This is a genomic window from uncultured Bacillus sp. (assembly GCF_958411575.1).
Taxonomy (GTDB): domain Bacteria; phylum Bacillota; class Bacilli; order Bacillales; family Bacillaceae; genus Bacillus; species Bacillus spizizenii.
Map to the genome: position 1 here is coordinate 44,956 of NZ_CATYRA010000015.1, position 14,871 is coordinate 59,826.

Consider the following 14,871-nt stretch of genomic DNA (forward strand, 5'->3'; position numbering starts at 1 on the left):
GGGTCTTTATTCTCCCAGAGGGTTTCGTTTCCGGTAGACTTCATACATCAAAAGACCAGCCGCGACAGATGCATTCAGTGAAGTTACCTTCCCAGCCATCGGGAGTTTAATGAGAAAATCACACTTTTCTTTAACAAGGCGGCCCATCCCTTTTCCTTCACTTCCAATGACTAAAGCCAAAGGCATATTGCCGTCCATATTGCGGTAATCCTCACGCGCGGATGCATCCGTTCCGACTACCCAGATACCCCGCTCTTTCATTTCTTCTAACGTCCGTGCTAAATTGGTGACTCTCGCTACAGGGATGTGCTCAATTGCCCCTGTTGAAGCTTTTGCCACTGTTGTTGTCAGCCCGACAGCTCTCCGTTTTGGAATCACAATGCCATGTGCGCCGACCGCATCAGCTGTTCTCATAATGGAACCGAGATTATGAGGGTCTTCAAGCTCGTCCAAAATGAGGAAGAAAGGCTGTTCATTTCTTTCTTCGGCTGCTTTATATAAATCGTCCAGTTCTGCATATTCATACGCTGCAACTTGTGCCACTACGCCTTGATGCTGCCCTGTCACCATTTGATCGAGTTTTTTTCTCGGGACATATTGAATCGTGATTCCCTGCTTTTTCGCAAGCTCAATCACCTGCTGTGCTTGTCCCTTTACGGTGTTTTCCGCCATCCACAGCTTATACAGCTTACGATCTGATTTTAACGTCTCGATCACTGCATTTTTCCCTATGACGTAATCATGTTGCTGACTCATTTGTTTTCCTCCCTGACGTCCCAAATTGTATAGCTTCGGCAACGAGCTGACTAAGTCTTTCCTCTTTTTTCTCTAGAAAAAGGTGACCCAGCAGCGCTTCAAATGCTGTACTGTATCGGTACGTCTGAACATCTGTATTTTTAGGTGTCGTTCCCGACTTGGCATTTCTGCCTCTTTTCAGCACCGCTTCCTCTTCTTCCGTAAAAAATGATTGATCCTGCAGAAAGAATAGGATCTCAGCCTGTGACTTTGCCGACACGATCCGGCTTGATTTCTTATGAAGATCATTTGGTTTGGTAAAACCCTGCTTAAGCAGGTGATGCCTTACATACACTTCAAAAATGGCATCACCTATATAAGCAAGCGCAAGACCGTTAAGCTGCTTTGAATCTTTTATCGTTTCAAAATCAAGCATCCGTTATTCTCCCCGTTTCCAGCGAGTGCCTTGAGCTGTATCTTCAAGAATGATATTCATGCTTTTCAGCTGGTCGCGGATCTGATCTGACAGTGCAAAATCGCGATTTCGGCGTGCTTCATTTCTTTTTTCGATTAAGTCTTCAATCTCTTGATCGAGAAGTTCCTGCTCGCCTAATGAAAAACCGAGGACAGACACAATACGGTCAAACATCTCGATAAACGCCGTAATTACATGATCAGCAGTATGATCTTTCTGAAGATAATAATTGGCATGCTTCGCTAAGTCGAACAAGACAGAGATCGCATTTGCCGTATTAAAGTCATCGTCCATCGCTTCTTCGAATGCTTTGCGGTGCTCTTCGACCTTCTCCAGCCATTGATCGTCATCTTCCGTTAAATTCGTACTGCTGTTCAGACGGTGCTGAAGGTTGCTATACGCCGTTTTTAAACGGTTAAACGCACTTTTTGTATTTTCCAGAAGCTCTTCTGAATAGTTAATCGGATGACGATAATGAACAGAAAGCATAAAGAATCTCAAAAGCTGCGGATCATGCTGTTTAATGATGTCATGCACAAGCACAAAGTTGCCCAGTGATTTTGACATTTTTTCATTATCAATATTGATATAGCCATTATGGAGCCAGTACTTCGCAAACGTTTTGCCTGTCAGCGCCTCAGATTGTGCAATTTCGTTTTCATGGTGTGGGAACGTTAAATCCTGTCCGCCCGCATGGATATCAATCTGGTCACCCAGATACTTTTTCACCATCGCTGAGCATTCAATGTGCCAGCCCGGACGACCTTTTCCCCAAGGGCTATCCCAAGAGATTTCTCCTTCTTTTGCTGCTTTCCACAGCGCGAAATCAAGAGCATCTTCTTTTTTCTCGCCGACCCGGATGCGTGCACCTGATCTCAGTTCATCAATTGATTGCTGAGAAAGCTTTCCGTACCCTTCAAATGCTCTTGTTTTGAAATAAACGTCACCTTCTGATTCATAAGCGTAGCCCTTTTTCACGAGCTGATCTACGAAGTCGATAATCGCATCCATGTTTTCCATCACTCGCGGATGAAGGTCTGCTTTTCGGCAGCCGAGCGCACCTACATCTTCAAAGTATGCTTTAATAAAACGCTCTGAAATGGCAGGTACATCCTCACCGAGTTCATTTGCCGCTTTAATTAATTTATCGTCTACGTCTGTGAAGTTAGAGACGTACTGCACATCATAGCCTTTATACTCCAGATAGTTTCGAACCGTATCGTATACGATAGCCGGACGAGCGTTACCGATATGAATGTAATTGTAAACTGTCGGTCCGCACACGTACATTTTCACTTTTCCCTCTTCAAGAGGAACGAATGTTTCCTTCTGTCTAGTCAATGTATTATAAAGAGTGATTGTCATTTTTGATTGATCCTTTCTTTTCTGTCTTCAAGTTCTGCCTTCAGCTCTAAAATCTGCTGTTCCAAAGACTTAAAGCGATCAGCAACCGGATCGGGCAAATCCTGATGATTTAAATCGCGTCTTACTTTCTTGCCATTTTGTACAACGACCCGCCCAGGGATGCCGACAACTGTTGAAAAATCAGGAACATCGTGCAGCACTACTGAACCAGCTCCAATCTTTGAGCCTTCACCGACAGTAATTGAACCGAGCACTTTAGCACCTGTGGCTATCAATGCGTCATCTTTAATCGTTGGGTGCCTTTTTCCCTTTTCTTTCCCCGTTCCCCCGAGGGTAACCCCCTGAAAAACGGTTACGTTATTGCCGATTTCACATGTCTCCCCAATGACAACCCCCATGCCGTGGTCTATGAAAAATCTTCTCCCGATCGTAGCGCCGGGGTGGATTTCGATCCCGGTAAAAAATCGGCTTACCTGAGATATAAGGCGTGCAAGGAAATAAAATTTTCGTTTATATAAAGCATGTGCAATCCGATGCGCCCATATAGCATGTAAACCGGAATAAGTTAAAATCACTTCAAAATAACTTCTTGCTGCTGGATCTTGATCGAACACTGTATCAATGTCTTCTTTGAGCATTCTAAAAAACACATGCTTCCCCCCACTTCTCTATTTGATTTCCTCTTCACCCAATAAAAAAAGCGCCTCTGCATGAAAACATGACAGAGACGCTTAAACCGCGCGGTTCCACTCTGTTTGAAAAGCAGACTTCTGCTCTCCCAACTTCAGCCTGTAACGGCGGCGGCCGCCTTTGAATACTGATTTCGAAAAATGTTCTTCAGAGGTCTTAAGGGCGCACTTCTAAAACCCGGCTCATGGATCTCTCTCAGCCAATGAAGATCCTTTCTGTAATGGCCTAAAGCTTTATACTCTTCCCTGTCAACAATCGTTTATTTAGATATTTTTTAAACGCTGAATTGCAGTTTCTTTACCGATCAATTCAATTGATTGCGGCAGTTCCGGACCGTGAGTTTGCCCTGTTACAGCAACACGGATCGGCATAAACAGTTTTTTCCCTTTATGACCAGTTTCTTTCTGTACTGCTTTGATTGATGCTTTGATGTTATCCGGAGTGAACTCCTCAAGCTCTTCAAGCTTCGCAGCGAATGTGCTGAGCACTTCAGGAACCTGTTCCTCTTCCAGAACAGCTTTTGCTTCTTGATTATACTCGATCTCATCCGTAAAGAACAAATCAGTCAACTCAACAATTTCCGCACCGTAGCTTAATTGCTCATGATACAGGGAAATCAGTTTACGAACCCATTCTTGTTCTTCAGCAGAAAGCTCAGCGCCAACTTTGCCGGCTTTTTGCAAATGCGGAAGCGTCAGTTCAACAACCTGATCAAGATCCAGCTTCTTCACGTATTGGTTGTTAACCCATTTTAGCTTATGCATATCAAACAAAGCTGGTGATTTAGATAAACGGTTTACATCAAAAATGTCAATAAACTGTTCTTTTGTGAATAGCTCTTCTTCTCCAACCGGTGACCAGCCAAGCAGGCCGATAAAGTTGAACAGCGCTTCCGGCAAGTAGCCAAGCTCTTTATACTGCTCGATAAATTGAATAATGGACTCATCGCGTTTGCTGAGCTTTTTACGGCTTTCATTTACGATCAGCGTCATGTGTCCGAACTGAGGAATATCCCATCCGAATGCTTGAAAAATCATAATCTGTTTCGGTGTGTTAGAAATATGATCCTCACCGCGCAGCACGTGTGTCATTTTCATTAAGTAGTCATCAATAGCTACCGCGAAGTTGTAAGTCGGCGTTCCGTCCTTTTTCACAATAACAAAGTCGCCAATGCCATCTGATTCGAATGAAATTTCGCCTTTTACGATATCGTTGAAGGCAATGATTTTTCCTTCCGGCACACGGAAACGAATACTTGGCTTTCTGCCTTCAGCAATAAATTTCTCCTGTTCTTCCTGAGTCAGATTTCTGTGTTTTCCGGAATAACGCGGCATTTCTCCGCGGGCAATTTGTTCTTCACGCTCTTTTTCAAGCTCTTCTTCCGTACAGTAACATTTATAAGCAAGCCCTTTTTCAAGAAGCTCTTCATAGTACACTTTATAGATATCGTTACGCTCTGACTGACGGTATGGGCCGTACTCACCGCCGACATCCACACTCTCATCCCAGTCAATACCAAGCCATTTCAAATAATTAAGCTGGCTCTGTTCTCCGCCCTCAATATTGCGCTTTTTATCAGTGTCCTCAACACGAATAATAAACTTACCGCCTTGATTGCGGGCAAATAAATAATTAAAAAGCGCCGTTCTGGCATTTCCAATATGCAAATGTCCGGTTGGACTCGGTGCATAACGGACGCGTACTTCGTTTCCCATTTTCAAATACTTCCTTTCATGTCATGTATGGCCTCAGGCAAAAATGTATGAATCTATTCTACCACCAAATAGACCCTGCATCAAAGCAAGTTAGCCTTTTTGTATCAGTACTGTCGCTTGAGCCGCTATTCCTTCCGCTCGGCCTGTGAATCCAAGCTTTTCTGTCGTTGTTGCTTTTACATTTACTTGAGAAACGTCCGCCTCAAGCCCTTCAGCAATTCTTTTTCTCATATCTTCTATGTACGGGAGCATCTTTGGCTTCTGTGCAATGATGGTGCAGTCAATGTTTCCAAGAACATACCCCTTCTGTTTCACGATCCCCCAGACATGCTGAAGTAATTTGAAAGAATCTGCATCCTTGAACTCAGGATCAGTATCAGGAAAATGCTTGCCGATGTCGCCTTCTCCAACAGCCCCGAGGCAGGCGTCAGCGACGGTATGCAGCAATACGTCTGCATCAGAATGGCCGAGCAGCCCTTTTTCATACGGGATTTCAATTCCGCCAATAATAAGAGGGCGGCCCTCCACTAATTGATGCACATCAAAGCCTTGTCCAATTCTAAACATGATTATTCCTACTTTCTGATTCCATGATAGCTCCAGCTGACGTTAAATCGTCTGGTGTCGTCAGCTTAATATTTGTATAGCTGCCTTCTACAACGCGGACCGAACCGCCTTCCATCTCTTCAACGAGGCTGGCGTCATCCGTCCCTAAAAATCCCCTATACTCCGCCTCAGCGTGGGCCTTCATCAATAAAGAAAGACGAAAAGCTTGTGGCGTTTGGACAGCCCACAAGCTTGAACGTTCAATCGTCTCACAGACTTGTAAATCTTGAACGCGTTTAATCGTATCTTTTACCGGGACAGCGAGGATGGCCGCTCCTGCCTGTTCCGCTTCAGCGATCAGTTCGTCAATTTGTTCATGCTTTATAAAAGGCCGGGCGCCGTCGTGAACAAGGACTATCTTTTCTTGTTTCACGGCTTTCAGCCCTTTATAAACACTGTGCTGGCGCTCATCTCCGCCTGCAACAAGCTCAATAGCAGTTTGAAACGGATAATCGGTCAGCAATTGCTGAAAGTGCTCCCGCTCACGCTCATTAATCACCAAAATGATTTTTTCGCACGGCCGGTGGCTGTCAAACACTCTTAATGTGTGAATGATCACCGGGTCTCCTTTCAGCTCAATGAACAGTTTATTTCTCCCTGCCTTCATCCGTTTTCCCTGTCCGGCTGCAGGAATCACCACATCATAACTCATTGTTTTTTCTCCCTTTACAGCGCCTTCTCCAACAGCTTGGGCTTAGCAAAAATCATTCGTCCCGCTGCTGTTTGCAGCACACTTGTAACGAGTACATCAATATGCTTGCCGATATAATTGCGTCCTTCTTCAACGACAATCATCGTACCGTCATCCAAGTAGGCAACTCCCTGATTATGCTCTTTCCCGTCCTTAATGACCTGAACATTCATTTCCTCGCCAGGAAGCACAACAGGCTTGACCGCATTGGCAAGGTCATTAATGTTTAATACTGCTACCTTCTGAAGCTCGCATACTTTATTTAGATTAAAATCATTCGTCACGACGACCCCGGATGTCAGCTTAGCGAGTTTGACGAGCTTGCTGTCAACCTCCTGAATATCTTCAAAGTCGCCTTCATAAATTTCAACTTCAATGTCTAATTCTTTCTGAATGCGGTTCAGGATATCAAGACCGCGTCGTCCTCTGTTTCGTTTTAAAACATCTGAAGAATCAGCAATATGCTGCAATTCCTCAAGGACAAACTGCGGAATCACGATAATCCCCTCTAAAAACCCAGTCTGACAAATATCTGCTATTCTTCCATCAATAATAACACTTGTGTCCAAAATTTTCAGCTTCTTGTCCTGAACCTCATGTTCTTCATCCGCTGTTCCTTTTTTCTTTTGCATTCTGGCAGAAATGGAAAACAGACTGATCAATTCATCCTTTTTCTTAAAGCCCACCTGGAAGCCGAGATAACCGAGGAAGAACGCTAAAAACACAGGAATGATTGTACTGAATATGCGGTAAGGTATATTGTCTAAAGGAATAACATTTACGATAAGATAAGCGATTATAAGTCCAAAAACCAGGCCAAGACTCCCAAATAACAAATCTGGAACCGGCGCTTTTAACAATGAATCCTCTATCCACTTCACCCAGTTCACAACGTATTCTGTACCCCATATACTGATGAGAAAAAAGATAATTGCTCCTATTGCCGCAGACGTATATGCGTTTGTTATTAAAGGTATGTCCTGTATACTTAACAGTACAAACAATTCAGGTATTAAAAATATACCAACAACGCCGCCAAAGATAATGAAGAACGCCTGAACTATTCGTTTTAACATACCCCCACCTCCTTTTTTACATTTTATTTTCACAAATTTTATGCATCCTACGAATATCAGAATAAACAAAAACCAACATTAATATACCCGTATTCATAAGGTTTTAACCGAAATCACAGCTGTCTGTCTAAATAATGCTTCTCTTGCAGGCGTTTTAATCCTTTTTTGATTTTTTGGGCTCGTACTTCACCGATTCCCTCAACTTCATCTAATTCTTCTGCACTCGCCTCAATAATCCTTGGTAGGACTCCAAATGCTTCTACAACATTTTCAACAATCGGCATCGGAAGACGCGGTATCTTATTTAACAGCCTGTATCCTCTAGGCAATACATAATCATCAAGATTTGTAGAAGCCGGATAACCGAGCAGCTTATACACAATGGAATCATCCAGCAGATCATAACTGGACATATCCTGCAGCTCTTTCAAGAGAACAAACGGATCTTTAATCTTTTCTTTCACATAATCCTTAATAAATAAAGCGGCCTCTTCTTCCATATCCGTAATCAATTCAATGACTTGCAGCTTGATCAGATGTCCTTCTGTTCCCAGCTCTTTGATATACATGTTGATTTCATTTTTGATTCTCAGCACCATTTCATAACGATGCATGACAGACAAGACATCACTGAAGGTAACAAGCTCCTCAAACTCTAATGCATTCAGTGCGTTAATCGTTTTGTCGAGGATTGTCTTATACTTTTCAAGTGTTTGAATAGCTTGGTTCGCTTTGGTTAAAATAAATCCTATGTCTTTTAGTGTATACTTCATGTTTTCCTGATATAACGTTATAACATTTCTTCTTTCAGAAATAGCAATCACGAGACAGCCAGTTTGCTTAGCTACTCTTTCGGCAGTACGGTGCCGCATTCCTGTTTCTGACGAAGAAATTGTGGCATCTGGCATCAGCTGTGTATTGGCGTAGAGAATCTTTTGACCTGAATCACTTAAAATGATCGCTCCATCCATTTTAGCTAGCTCATACAAATGAGCCGGAGAAAAAGCCGTGTTTATGTGAAAGCCGCCGTCCACCACTTCTTTTACTTTATCATTATATCCAACAACAATCAGACCGCCTGTATTTGCTCTCAAGACGTTTTCCATCCCTGCTCTGAGCGGTGTACCCGGAGCAACAAACTGCAATATAGATGACAGGTCTAACTCGTGTTTCGCCCCTTTTTTCTCTTTTTCCATCTATTATCCTCCTAATGAAGTACGAAGCGCCTCTGCAACATTTGCTACTCCGATAACCTCAATCCCTTTTGGTTTTGTCCATCCATCCAGATTTGCCGCGGGTATGATCATGCGTGTAAAACCAAGCTTAGCCGCTTCTTTCACACGTTGTTCAATTCTTGAAACCCGGCGGACTTCTCCGGTTAATCCCACTTCTCCTATAAAACAATCTGCAGGATTTGGAGGTGTATCTCTAAAGCTGGACGCGATACTGATCGCAATGGCAAGATCAATTGCCGGTTCATCAAGCTTTACGCCGCCGGCTACTTTCAAATAAGCATCCTGATTTTGCAGCAGCAGCCCAACTCTTTTTTCTAACACAGCCATTAACAGCGAAACCCTGTTATGGTCTATTCCTGTTGCCATACGCCGCGGATTGCCAAAGCTTGTTGGCGAGATGAGCGCCTGGATTTCAACGAGAATCGGTCTTGTGCCCTCCATAGAAGCAGTTATGCTTGAGCCTGCGGATCCCGCTGAACGTTCTTCTAAGAAAATTTCTGAAGGATTCAAAACCTCAGTGAGCCCCTCTTCGCGCATTTCAAAAATGCCCATTTCATTTGTAGAACCAAAACGGTTTTTTACAGCCCGCAAAATACGGAACGTATGGTGACGTTCCCCTTCAAAATATAAAACAGTGTCGACCATATGCTCCAACAGTCTCGGCCCTGCAATCGACCCTTCCTTCGTCACGTGCCCTACGATAAAAATCGGAATACCTTTTGTTTTTGCAATTTTCATCAGCTCAGCGGTACATTCTCTGACCTGTGACACACTGCCCGGAGCCGATGTAATGTCGCTTTGGTAAACCGTTTGAATAGAGTCTACAACGACAAACGCTGGATTCATCTCTTGTATAGCAGACGAAATATACTCCATATCGGTTTCAGATAAAACATGCAGTGACGGACTATTAATGCCAAGACGATCTGCTCTCAGTTTCGTTTGCTTTACCGATTCTTCTCCCGAAATGTACAGCACACTGTTCGATGAATCTGATAATTGAGCGGAAACCTGCAGTAATAACGTTGACTTTCCGATACCAGGATCGCCGCCGATTAAAACGAGTGAGCCTTTGACGACGCCCCCGCCGAGCACTCTGTTAAACTCGCCAAGCTGGGTTTTAACCCGGGGTTCTTCTGATGTTTCAATTGATGTAATAGGTGAAGGTTTCTGTACAGTTTGAACTGAATGAGAAAAAGCCGCTCTCCGATTGGCCGGCGCTTTTTTTATCATTTCTTCCACCATAGTATTCCAAGCACCGCAGCCCGGACATTTCCCCATCCATTTTGGAGACTCGTAACCGCAGGATTGGCAGATGAATTTCGATTTTGTTTTAGCCATATATAGTGTAAGACCTCTCCCTTGTTCTATTTCTTGATATGAAAGTGAGGCATACACTTACATGCTGTATGCCTCATTTTCGTCTTCTATATTAATTCGTTTTAGCAGTCGTTTTTACGACAAACTCGCCGTCTTCTACATCGAGAACGATATGCTGTCCTTTATGAATATTCCCTCGGAGGAGTTCTTCAGATAAACGGTCCTCGACATGTTTTTGGATAGCTCTTCTTAACGGACGGGCACCGTATTCCAGGTCAACGCCCTCTTCCGCGACTTTCGCTTTTGCAGCATCGGTCAATTCGATAGAAAGATCCTGTTCTTTCAGGCGTTTTGTTAATTGATCAGACATCAATGACACGATTTCAGTGAGATGTTTTTTCTCAAGTGAATGGAAGACAATGATTTCATCGATCCGGTTGATAAACTCCGGTCTGAACGCGCGTTTCAATTCACCCATCACTTTATCTTTCATGTCTTTATGATTCTGCGTCTCATCCTGAACGTTAAAGCCGACATATTTATTGCGTTTCAGCTCACTTGCTCCGACGTTTGACGTCATAATCAGAATGGTATTGCGGAAATCGACTGTACGTCCTTTAGAATCAGTTAATCGTCCGTCTTCAAGAACTTGCAGGAGGATATTGAAGACATCAGGATGCGCTTTCTCAATCTCATCAAGAAGCACGACAGAGTAAGGTTTTCTTCTGACTTTCTCTGTTAATTGGCCGCCTTCATCGTATCCCACATATCCCGGAGGTGAACCGACAAGTCTTGAAGTTGAGTGTTTTTCCATGTATTCAGACATATCAATTCTGATCATGGCTTCTTCATCACCGAAAATGGATTCAGCAAGTGCTCGCGCCAGCTCTGTTTTACCAACACCTGTAGGGCCTAAGAAAATGAATGAGCCGATTGGGCGTTTAGGATCTTTTAATCCTGCTCTCGCACGTCTGACTGCTTTTGCAACAGCTACAACTGCTTCATCCTGGCCGATGACACGGGAGTGAAGAATGCTTTCCATATTGAGAAGCTTATCTGTTTCAGTTTGGGCGATTTTAGATACAGGCACCCCAGTCCAGCTGGATACAACCATCGCAATATCATCAACAGTAACCTCTGAGTTTTCCTGCCCTTGCTTCTCTTTCCATGATTTCTTCGTATCCTCTACTTGCTCGCGCAGGCGCTGCTCAGTATCACGCAAGGAAGCAGCTTTTTCAAACTCTTGGCTTTGCACTGCCGCATCCTTTTCTTTACGAACCTCATCAAGCTTCTGTTCAAGCTCTTTTAAGTTAGGAGGCGTTGTAAAGGAGCGCAGTCTCACCTTTGAACCCGCTTCATCGATTAAGTCAATTGCTTTATCCGGAAGGAAACGGTCAGAAATATATCTGTCAGAAAGCTTAACCGCAGCTTCAATGGCATCATCTGTAATTGATACGCGGTGGTGAGCTTCATATCGGTCACGCAAGCCTTTTAAAATTTGAATACTTTCATCTGCAGACGGCTGATCAACCTGAATCGGCTGAAAACGGCGTTCCAACGCTGCATCTTTTTCAATATATTTACGGTACTCATCAAGAGTCGTCGCTCCAATACATTGAAGTTCGCCGCGAGCAAGTGAAGGTTTTAAAATGTTAGATGCGTCAATGGCACCTTCTGCTCCGCCCGCTCCGATTAATGTATGAAGCTCATCGATGAATAGAATGATGTTTCCTGCCTGGCGAATTTCATCCATAACTTTTTTCAGGCGATCCTCAAATTCACCGCGGTATTTTGTACCGGCAACAACTGTTCCCATATCTAATGTCATTACGCGTTTATCGCGCAAGATTTCGGGAACTTCGTTATTGATAATTTGCTGTGCCAAACCTTCTGCGATAGCCGTTTTACCTACACCTGGTTCACCAATGAGAACAGGGTTGTTTTTCGTTCTGCGGCTTAACACTTCGATCACACGCTGAATTTCCTTACTTCTGCCGATTACAGGATCAAGACTGTCTTCCTTCGCAATAGCAGTTAAGTCTCTAGCCAAGCTGTCAAGCGTAGGCGTATTCGCATTGCTGTTTGTTCCTGTCGCTGATGATCCTGTTTCATTGCTTCCAAGAAGCTGGAGCACTTGCTGTCTTGCTTTATTTAAGCTGACACCGAGGTTATTCAGCACTCTCGCAGCAACACCTTCACCTTCGCGAATCAAACCAAGAAGAATATGTTCTGTCCCGACATAAGAATGCCCGAGTTTTCTAGCCTCATCCATTGAAAGCTCAATGACTTTCTTAGCTCTAGGAGTGTAATGAATCGTTTGAGACATTTCCTGCCCGCGACCGATCAAACTTTCAACTTCTTTTTGAATTTTATCTGAACCAAGCCCAAGCGCTTGTAGAGCTTTAGCAGCAATTCCTTCTCCTTCTCGTACCAGTCCTAATAAAATATGCTCAGTGCCAATGTTATTATGACCTAAACGGAGTGCCTCTTCCTGTGCAAGCGCCAGTACTTTTTGAGCTCGTTCTGTAAATCTTCCAAACATCATATCGATTCATCCTCCTGTCTTTTCCCGTTCATTTCTAAGTGAAGCCGTTCTCTGATGAGAGCCGCTCTTCGAATGTCTCTTTCGTTTGGACGCAAAGCGCCTCCCGAGTACTGCTGTAAAAATCCTGGCTGTGTCAAAATCATTAGTTCATTAAGTATGTTGCTTGAAAGTCCTTTAATAATGCCTAGATCTATGCCCAACCGGACATCTGAAAGACACTTTGCAGTTTCTTTCGATTCTATCATCCGGCAATTGGACAAAACCCCATAAGACCGGTATACCTTATCCTCAAGTTCAATTTTAGAGGTTTGATAAAGCGCTTCTCGGGCAGATCGTTCTTGTTCAATCAGCTGGGCAGCAACACTGTTAAGGTCATCCACAATATCCTGCTCTGACTTACCAAGCGTGATCTGATTTGAAATTTGAAAGATATTTCCTACTGCTTCGCTGCCTTCCCCATAAATTCCTCTAACAACTAAGCCTAATTGATTAATTGCCGGTATAATTCGATTTATTTGCCTAGTTAAAACCAGTGCCGGCAGATGCATCATGACTGAAGCCCTTAAACCCGTACCTACATTTGTAGGACAGCTGGTTAAGTATCCTCTTTGCTCATTAAATGCATAATCAACTTTTTCTTCAATCCAGTCATCGACCTGGTTTGCGGCTTTCATCGCCTCTAAAAGCTGAAACCCAGGAAAAAGACATTGAATTCTAATATGATCCTCTTCATTTAACATGACGCTTACTTCTTCATTTTCAGAAAGCAAACAGCCGCCAAAAGGAGACTCTGTCAGATTCGGGCTGATTAGATGTTTTTCAACAAGTACACGCTTTTCTAAAGCCTGTGCATCATTCATTCTGATCAAAACGAATTTTCCGATTCCGGGAATTTCTTGTTCTGAAAACTGATCTTCAAATTGCTGTATGATGGATGAGGCTTCTTCATTGGAATACCGCGTAGGGAACCGTATATGTTCAAAGTTCCTTGCTAAACGTATGCGGCTGCTGAGTACAATGTCACTTTCAGGTCCTTTCTGCTTCATCCAACTGCTTAGTGCGTCCTGAATAAAATGCTTTAGCGACATTACTCCCGTTCCTCCTCACTATCTTTACTTTTGAGTGATTGTTCTAATGAACGAATTTGATCTCTCACATGAGCTGCGTTCTCAAATTCTTCTTGATGGATTAAGGATTCTAATTCTTTTTTCAGCATGTCAATCTGCCGTCTGACATGGAGATTGCCGCCTATACGTTTCGGTATTTTTCCAGCATGCACAGTGTTTCCGCTGTGCACTTTACGTAAGATAGGTGTAATGTTGCTATGAAATGTTTTATAACATTCAGAACATCCAAAACGGCCGATTTTTCTAAATTGCTGAAAAGTCATTCCGCATTTCGGACAAGCTGATATTTGTTCCGAGTGACTGAACAATTGAGTTCCTGCATTTTGGAATGAAGAATCCATGTTCAGCAAACCCGAAAGTAAATTATGAATAGAGAAACCTTGATTTGCACTTATACCATATGAATCACTATTTTCTTTGGCACATTGTTCACAAATATGAACTTCTATTTTTTCTCCGTTAACAACCTTTGTAAAGTGAAAAGTGGCTGGTCTCTCGTTGCACTCTTGACAAATCAATCTTTTCACCCGCTTATTTTAATTTTAAAGAAGTCAGCATAGCCTTCATCATTCTCGCTCTTAGTTCATCACGTTCAGGCAAGTCAATGTGTAAAACCGAGCGATCCATCACGCTGACCATCATTTTTGCTTCTCTTTCTGAAATCACCTTGTCTTCTAATAGCCTTAAAATAATGTCATCAGAGGCTGCTTGAGACAAATGGGTATTAATTTGAGAAATAATATTATTGATCAGGACAACTTCATTGTTCATTTTAATTTTAATGATTCTGATGTAACCGCCGCCCCCGCGCTTGCTCTCAACAATATATCCTCTTTCGCTTGTAAATCTGGTGTTGATGACATAATTTATTTGGGAAGGAACGCATTGAAATTTATCTGCAATTTCACTTCGTTTAATCTCTAAAATTTCCTTGCCATTTTGATCTAACACTCGTTTTAAATATTGTTCAATGATGTCAGAAATATTATGTCCCACTCAACCCCCTCCTTTACTGACTTTGACTATATTTGACTTTAATCTTACTATAAGGCGTTTCTCGAGAATTTTCAACTTTCTCGCTCTATCCTTTATTATTTCCACTTTCCCGACCCATAAAACCTGATTGCCGATTTAAAATTCAGTGTAAAGTTATTATATTATACAATTAAAAGAAGTTTTATGATACTAATAAACCAGAATACAAAAAAGGGCAGCTCATTTGAGCTGCCCTTTTTTCAATTGCTTGGCGGCGTCCTACTCTCACAGGGGGAAACCCCCGACTACCATCGGC

14 protein-coding genes and 1 other annotated feature are annotated in these 14,871 nt (G+C 42.9%); all 14 genes read right to left on the reverse strand.

Annotated elements, in window-relative coordinates; all coding sequences use genetic code 11:
* Window positions 1-6: 6 nt before the first annotated feature.
* The 14 genes from rlmB to ctsR all read right to left on the reverse strand — a co-directional run bounded on the left by rlmB (window position 7) and on the right by ctsR (window position 14,576).
* Window positions 7-756 (reverse strand): 23S rRNA (guanosine(2251)-2'-O)-methyltransferase RlmB, encoded by a 750-nt coding sequence (gene rlmB, locus Q5C82_RS19095; protein ID WP_003225755.1) that lies wholly within the window; start codon window positions 754-756, stop codon window positions 7-9.
* Complete coding sequence (locus tag Q5C82_RS19100) at window positions 740-1,171, reverse strand: mini-ribonuclease 3 (RefSeq protein WP_003225753.1); 432 nt, start codon at window positions 1,169-1,171, stop codon at window positions 740-742. Before Q5C82_RS19100 ends, rlmB begins: the two co-directional genes overlap by 17 nt.
* A 3-nt stretch (window positions 1,172-1,174) precedes the next feature.
* A complete protein-coding gene (cysS, locus tag Q5C82_RS19105) occupies window positions 1,175-2,575 on the reverse strand; it encodes a cysteine--tRNA ligase (RefSeq protein WP_003225751.1) in 1,401 nt (466 codons plus the stop codon).
* Window positions 2,572-3,225: a serine O-acetyltransferase gene (gene cysE, locus Q5C82_RS19110; RefSeq protein WP_003225749.1), complete on the reverse strand. Its 654-nt coding sequence runs from the start codon at window positions 3,223-3,225 to the stop codon at window positions 2,572-2,574. The genes cysS and cysE overlap by 4 nt, the downstream gene beginning before the upstream one ends.
* A 70-nt stretch (window positions 3,226-3,295) precedes the next feature.
* Window positions 3,296-3,526: a binding site (T-box leader), on the reverse strand.
* 2 nt (window positions 3,527-3,528) lie between these two features.
* Window positions 3,529-4,980, reverse strand: coding sequence for a glutamate--tRNA ligase (gltX, locus tag Q5C82_RS19115; RefSeq protein WP_003225747.1), 1,452 nt, complete (start codon window positions 4,978-4,980; stop codon window positions 3,529-3,531).
* 90 nt (window positions 4,981-5,070) lie between these two features.
* On the reverse strand, window positions 5,071-5,547 hold the full coding sequence (gene ispF / locus Q5C82_RS19120; protein ID WP_003225745.1) for a 2-C-methyl-D-erythritol 2,4-cyclodiphosphate synthase: 477 nt from the start codon (window positions 5,545-5,547) through the stop codon (window positions 5,071-5,073).
* Window positions 5,540-6,238: a 2-C-methyl-D-erythritol 4-phosphate cytidylyltransferase gene (gene ispD / locus Q5C82_RS19125; RefSeq protein WP_003225740.1), complete on the reverse strand. Its 699-nt coding sequence runs from the start codon at window positions 6,236-6,238 to the stop codon at window positions 5,540-5,542. Before ispD ends, ispF begins: the two co-directional genes overlap by 8 nt.
* A 14-nt stretch (window positions 6,239-6,252) precedes the next feature.
* Window positions 6,253-7,353 carry a PIN/TRAM domain-containing protein gene (locus Q5C82_RS19130; protein ID WP_003225738.1) on the reverse strand — a complete coding sequence of 367 codons (1,101 nt, stop codon included), beginning with the start codon at window positions 7,351-7,353 and terminating at the stop codon, window positions 6,253-6,255.
* 113 nt (window positions 7,354-7,466) lie between these two features.
* A complete protein-coding gene (disA, locus tag Q5C82_RS19135; RefSeq protein ID WP_003225736.1) occupies window positions 7,467-8,549 on the reverse strand; it encodes a DNA integrity scanning diadenylate cyclase DisA in 1,083 nt (360 codons plus the stop codon).
* A gap of 3 nt (window positions 8,550-8,552) precedes the next feature.
* Window positions 8,553-9,929, reverse strand: coding sequence for a DNA repair protein RadA (gene radA, locus Q5C82_RS19140; protein ID WP_003225734.1), 1,377 nt, complete (start codon window positions 9,927-9,929; stop codon window positions 8,553-8,555).
* A gap of 91 nt (window positions 9,930-10,020) precedes the next feature.
* On the reverse strand, window positions 10,021-12,453 hold the full coding sequence (clpC, locus tag Q5C82_RS19145) for an ATP-dependent protease ATP-binding subunit ClpC (RefSeq protein ID WP_003225731.1): 2,433 nt from the start codon (window positions 12,451-12,453) through the stop codon (window positions 10,021-10,023).
* Window positions 12,450-13,541: a protein arginine kinase gene (locus Q5C82_RS19150; protein WP_003225728.1), complete on the reverse strand. Its 1,092-nt coding sequence runs from the start codon at window positions 13,539-13,541 to the stop codon at window positions 12,450-12,452. Before Q5C82_RS19150 ends, clpC begins: the two co-directional genes overlap by 4 nt.
* Window positions 13,541-14,098: a protein-arginine kinase activator protein McsA gene (mcsA, locus tag Q5C82_RS19155; RefSeq protein ID WP_003225726.1), complete on the reverse strand. Its 558-nt coding sequence runs from the start codon at window positions 14,096-14,098 to the stop codon at window positions 13,541-13,543. The genes Q5C82_RS19150 and mcsA overlap by 1 nt, the downstream gene beginning before the upstream one ends.
* Before the next feature lie 13 nt (window positions 14,099-14,111).
* A complete protein-coding gene (ctsR, locus tag Q5C82_RS19160) occupies window positions 14,112-14,576 on the reverse strand; it encodes a transcriptional regulator CtsR (RefSeq protein ID WP_003225724.1) in 465 nt (154 codons plus the stop codon).
* Between the last annotated feature and the right edge of the window lie 295 nt (window positions 14,577-14,871).

Coding starts and splice junctions, on each gene's coding strand:
- gltX (WP_003225747.1), bottom strand. CDS start 4,980: ATGGGAAACGAAGTACGCGTCCGTTATGCACCGAGTCCAACCGGACAT.
- Q5C82_RS19150 (WP_003225728.1), bottom strand. CDS start 13,541: ATGTCGCTAAAGCATTTTATTCAGGACGCACTAAGCAGTTGGATGAAG.
- disA (WP_003225736.1), bottom strand. CDS start 8,549: ATGGAAAAAGAGAAAAAAGGGGCGAAACACGAGTTAGACCTGTCATCT.
- Q5C82_RS19130 (WP_003225738.1), bottom strand. CDS start 7,353: ATGTTAAAACGAATAGTTCAGGCGTTCTTCATTATCTTTGGCGGCGTT.
- cysS (WP_003225751.1), bottom strand. CDS start 2,575: ATGACAATCACTCTTTATAATACATTGACTAGACAGAAGGAAACATTC.
- radA (WP_003225734.1), bottom strand. CDS start 9,929: ATGGCTAAAACAAAATCGAAATTCATCTGCCAATCCTGCGGTTACGAG.
- rlmB (WP_003225755.1), bottom strand. CDS start 756: ATGAGTCAGCAACATGATTACGTCATAGGGAAAAATGCAGTGATCGAG.
- Q5C82_RS19100 (WP_003225753.1), bottom strand. CDS start 1,171: ATGCTTGATTTTGAAACGATAAAAGATTCAAAGCAGCTTAACGGTCTT.
- ispD (WP_003225740.1), bottom strand. CDS start 6,238: ATGAGTTATGATGTGGTGATTCCTGCAGCCGGACAGGGAAAACGGATG.
- clpC (WP_003225731.1), bottom strand. CDS start 12,453: ATGATGTTTGGAAGATTTACAGAACGAGCTCAAAAAGTACTGGCGCTT.
- ispF (WP_003225745.1), bottom strand. CDS start 5,547: ATGTTTAGAATTGGACAAGGCTTTGATGTGCATCAATTAGTGGAGGGC.